The sequence below is a fragment of the Vannielia sp. genome (genome assembly GCF_029212645.1).
GTDB lineage: Bacteria > Pseudomonadota > Alphaproteobacteria > Rhodobacterales > Rhodobacteraceae > Vannielia.
The window spans coordinates 2055-5297 of sequence record NZ_JARGND010000088.1 but is presented as its reverse complement, the minus strand read 5'-3'; the positions used below and the strand labels follow the sequence as shown (position 1 = coordinate 5297).

At 61.9% G+C, this 3243-nt stretch carries 5 protein-coding genes; all 5 read left to right on the top strand.

Features of this window, described 5'->3' with window-relative positions; genetic code table 11:
• Positions 1-276, top strand: a 276-nt coding sequence (locus P1U55_RS15675) for a 2-oxo acid dehydrogenase subunit E2 (RefSeq protein WP_301048577.1), incomplete at its 5' end; no start/stop codon positions are given.
• Positions 277-344: 68 nt separating this feature from the next.
• Positions 345-536: a hypothetical protein gene (locus tag P1U55_RS15670; protein ID WP_301048576.1), complete on the top strand. Its 192-nt coding sequence runs from the start codon at positions 345-347 to the stop codon at positions 534-536.
• Positions 533-892 carry a nuclear transport factor 2 family protein gene (locus tag P1U55_RS15665; RefSeq protein WP_301048575.1) on the top strand — a complete coding sequence of 120 codons (360 nt, stop codon included), beginning with the start codon at positions 533-535 and terminating at the stop codon, positions 890-892. The genes P1U55_RS15670 and P1U55_RS15665 overlap by 4 nt, the downstream gene beginning before the upstream one ends.
• 123 nt (positions 893-1015) lie before the next feature.
• Complete coding sequence (gene lpdA / locus P1U55_RS15660) at positions 1016-2410, top strand: dihydrolipoyl dehydrogenase (RefSeq protein ID WP_301048574.1); 1395 nt, start codon at positions 1016-1018, stop codon at positions 2408-2410.
• 156 nt (positions 2411-2566) lie between these two features.
• On the top strand, positions 2567-3243 hold a 677-nt coding region (locus P1U55_RS15655), incomplete at its 3' end, for a hypothetical protein (RefSeq protein WP_301048573.1).

Here is a 3243-nt window from a genome sequence, read left to right as displayed (position 1 = left end):
GAAATGCAGGGCGGCACCTTCACCATCTCCAACGGCGGCGTCTACGGCTCGCTCATGTCCTCGCCCATCCTCAACCCGCCGCAGTCGGGCATTCTCGGGATGCACAAAATCCAGGACCGGCCCATGGTTGTGGGCGGTGAAATCGTCATCCGCCCGATGATGTACCTCGCCCTCTCCTACGATCACCGCATCGTCGACGGCAAAGGCGCCGTGACCTTCCTCGTGCGGGTCAAGGAAGCCCTCGAAGACCCCCGCCGGTTGCTGATGGACCTCTAAAGGATGTTAGGCGTCACCCACTCTGCGGCACGTCTCGTAGGGTGGGTGAACCCCACCAACCCAATCCCATGGCCTGGCTCACCCCCCAATCCCTCACCTGCCCTGCCTGCGGCTTTTCCGGCGAGGTGCAATACCTCAACGAGCGGCGGCCTTCCGGTGAAAAGCGGCGGCGGTTCTTCAAACCCGGCCCGTGGCGCAAGGGAGGCACGGCGCTGCCTTGCCCCACCTGCGACGCACCCGTGATGGAGCCTATCCAATGACCGATTTCGCCGCCCTCGAAAGCGCCATCTGGTCCGCCGCCTCAGCCTATGACCGCGCCGCGATCGAACGCCTGCTGGCACCCGATTTCTTCGAGCTGTCCCGCTCTGGCCGCCGCTACACCCGCGAGGAGCTGCTCACCGACACGTCTGAGGGCCGCCCCTCCGCCCATCGCCTTCACGATCTGCAAAGCCAGCCCATCGCCCCCGGCATCACCCTCGTCACCTATCGCTCCGAAACCACCACCCCGGACGAGGTCCAATGGGCCGCCCGCTCGACCCTCTGGGCCGAAACACCCGCCGGCTGGCAGGCCCGCTTCCACCAGGGCACCCCGCTTCCCGAGGCCCCCCGCCCATGACAATCGCGCGGTGCCTTCACGCTTTTCCCCCGAAATCGGCATGTGTCAAACGACATGTGCATGGGTTGTGCATCGGTTGTGTATCGAAAGTGCATCCCCCAAAATCTTGGTAAAGGAGACCCCATGTCCTCTTATGACGTCATCATCATCGGCTCCGGCCCCGGCGGCTATGTTTGCGCCATCCGCTGCGCCCAGCTTGGTCTGAAAACCGCCGTTGTCGAGGGCCGTGAAACCCTCGGCGGCACCTGTCTCAACGTGGGCTGCATCCCCTCCAAGGCGATGCTCCACGCCACGCATATGCTGCATGAGGCAGAGCATAATTTCGCCGAGATGGGCCTCAAGGGAAAGTCCCCCTCGGTCGATTGGAAACAGATGCTTGCCTATAAGGACAAGACCATCAGCCAAAACACCGGCGGCATCGAATTTCTGTTCAAAAAGAACAAGATAGACTGGCTCAAAGGCTGGGGCTCCATCCCCGAGGTGGGCAAGGTGAAGGTGGGTGACGAGACCCATGAGGCCAAGCACATCATCATCGCGTCCGGCTCCGAGGCAGCCTCCATTCCCGGCGCCGAAGTGGAGATCGACGAGAAGATCGTCGTCACCTCCACCGGCGCGCTGGAGCTGGGCAAAGTCCCCGGCGAGATGATTGTGGTCGGCGGTGGTGTGATCGGGCTGGAACTTGGCTCTGTCTATTCGCGCCTCGGCACCAAGGTCACGGTTGTTGAGTATCTCGATGCGGTGACACCGGGGGCCGATGGCGAAGTTGCCAAACAGTTCCAGAAACTCCTTAAAAAGCAAGGGCTTGACTTTGTGATGGGTGCTGCCGTCAACAAGGTGGAAACCAATGGAAACAAGGCCACCGTCTCCTACAAACTGCGCAAGGATGACAGTGACCACGAGCTGAAAGCCGATGTGGTTCTCGTCGCCACGGGCCGCAAACCCTACGTCGAAGGCCTCGGCCTTGAGGCGCTTGGGATCGAGATGACAAAGCGCGGCCAGATCGCCGTGAAAGACGGCTTTGAAACCTCGGTCAAAGGCATCTACGCCATCGGTGACGTGATCGAAGGCCCCATGCTCGCCCACAAGGCCGAGGATGAGGGAACGGCCATTGCCGAGATGCTTGCAGGCCAGAAACCCCACATCAATTACGGCCTCATTCCGGGCGTGATCTACACCGCCCCCGAGGTCGCAAGTGTCGGAGAAACCGAAGAAACTCTCAAGGAAAAGGGCCACGCCTACAAGGTTGGCAAGTTCCCCTTCATGGGCAATGCGCGGGCCAAGGCGGTGTTTCAGGGCGAGGGCTTTGTGAAGATGCTCGCCGATAAGGAAACCGACCGGATCCTCGGCTGCCACATCATCGGCCCCGGTGCCGGGGACCTCATCCACGAAATTTGCGTGGCCATGGAGTTTGGCGCCGCCGCAGAGGATGTCGCCCGCACCTGTCACGCCCACCCAACCTACTCGGAGGCCGTGCGCGAGGCGGCTCTGGCCTGTGGCGATGGCGCCATTCACGTTTGATTAAACAATGACGCGTAAAACCGGCTGCGGATGAAAGTCCGCAGCCTTTTTCCTGCGCAAGTTGTGCCCCAGCCCCGCCCCATTCGCCGGTTAACAATTCGTTAACCAGGTGCCAGATCGGCCCTTGGGAATGTGACGAGCAAGAGGGGAACGCCCATGCGTAAGTTCGGGCAGATCGCAGTCGCGGCCCTTGCGATGACCTTGTTTGCCAGCGCGGCCGAAGCCCGCCGCGGCGGCGCTGTCTGGATGGACAGCCAGCAATTGCACTTTGTGGCCAACACCACCGTATCCAACGGCACCGGCGGCACTTTGGCGCTGTGCCACATGTCCACCAAGAGCCACATCTTCCAGGTTGGTCTGTGGCGCACAATGGAAAGCTATGCGCTGTCTTTTAACGGTTGCAAGGGCGACAGTTACACACCCGTCACGGCCTCCCGAATGGAGCGTATGCTGGCGGCTGGAGACGTGCCCGCAGGCTTGCCGGTCGGCCCCAAAATGACCCGCGCCGAGGCGATCAGCGGCTTTTCGGGGCTTGCCCTGGCCGGGGCAGTAATTGCCATCTTGGGGCTGTTCAAACTGCTCAAGCTGATGGGCCGCAGCCGTCGCCAGAGTGCGATACGCGGGGCAACGGGCTTTGGCAAACGGGTGCTCGATGTGATGTGCCACGCCGCCAAGGCCGACGGCCACGTTGACCCTGAAGAGGTGAGCCTCATCGCTTTCGCCAGCCAGCGGCTGACCGGGTCTGCCTATCCTGCCGAGCAGATCGAAAAGCTGATCGGCATGGCCGGATCGCGCCTTTCAGATGATGATTTTCGCGCCTTTGGCACCGGCCT

Bases quoted from the DNA above. Each gene is read 5' to 3' on its own strand.
- P1U55_RS15670 (WP_301048576.1), top strand. From the start codon at position 345: ATGGCCTGGCTCACCCCCCAATCCCTCACCTGCCCTGCCTGCGGCTTT.
- lpdA (WP_301048574.1), top strand. From the start codon at position 1,016: ATGTCCTCTTATGACGTCATCATCATCGGCTCCGGCCCCGGCGGCTAT.
- P1U55_RS15665 (WP_301048575.1), top strand. From the start codon at position 533: ATGACCGATTTCGCCGCCCTCGAAAGCGCCATCTGGTCCGCCGCCTCA.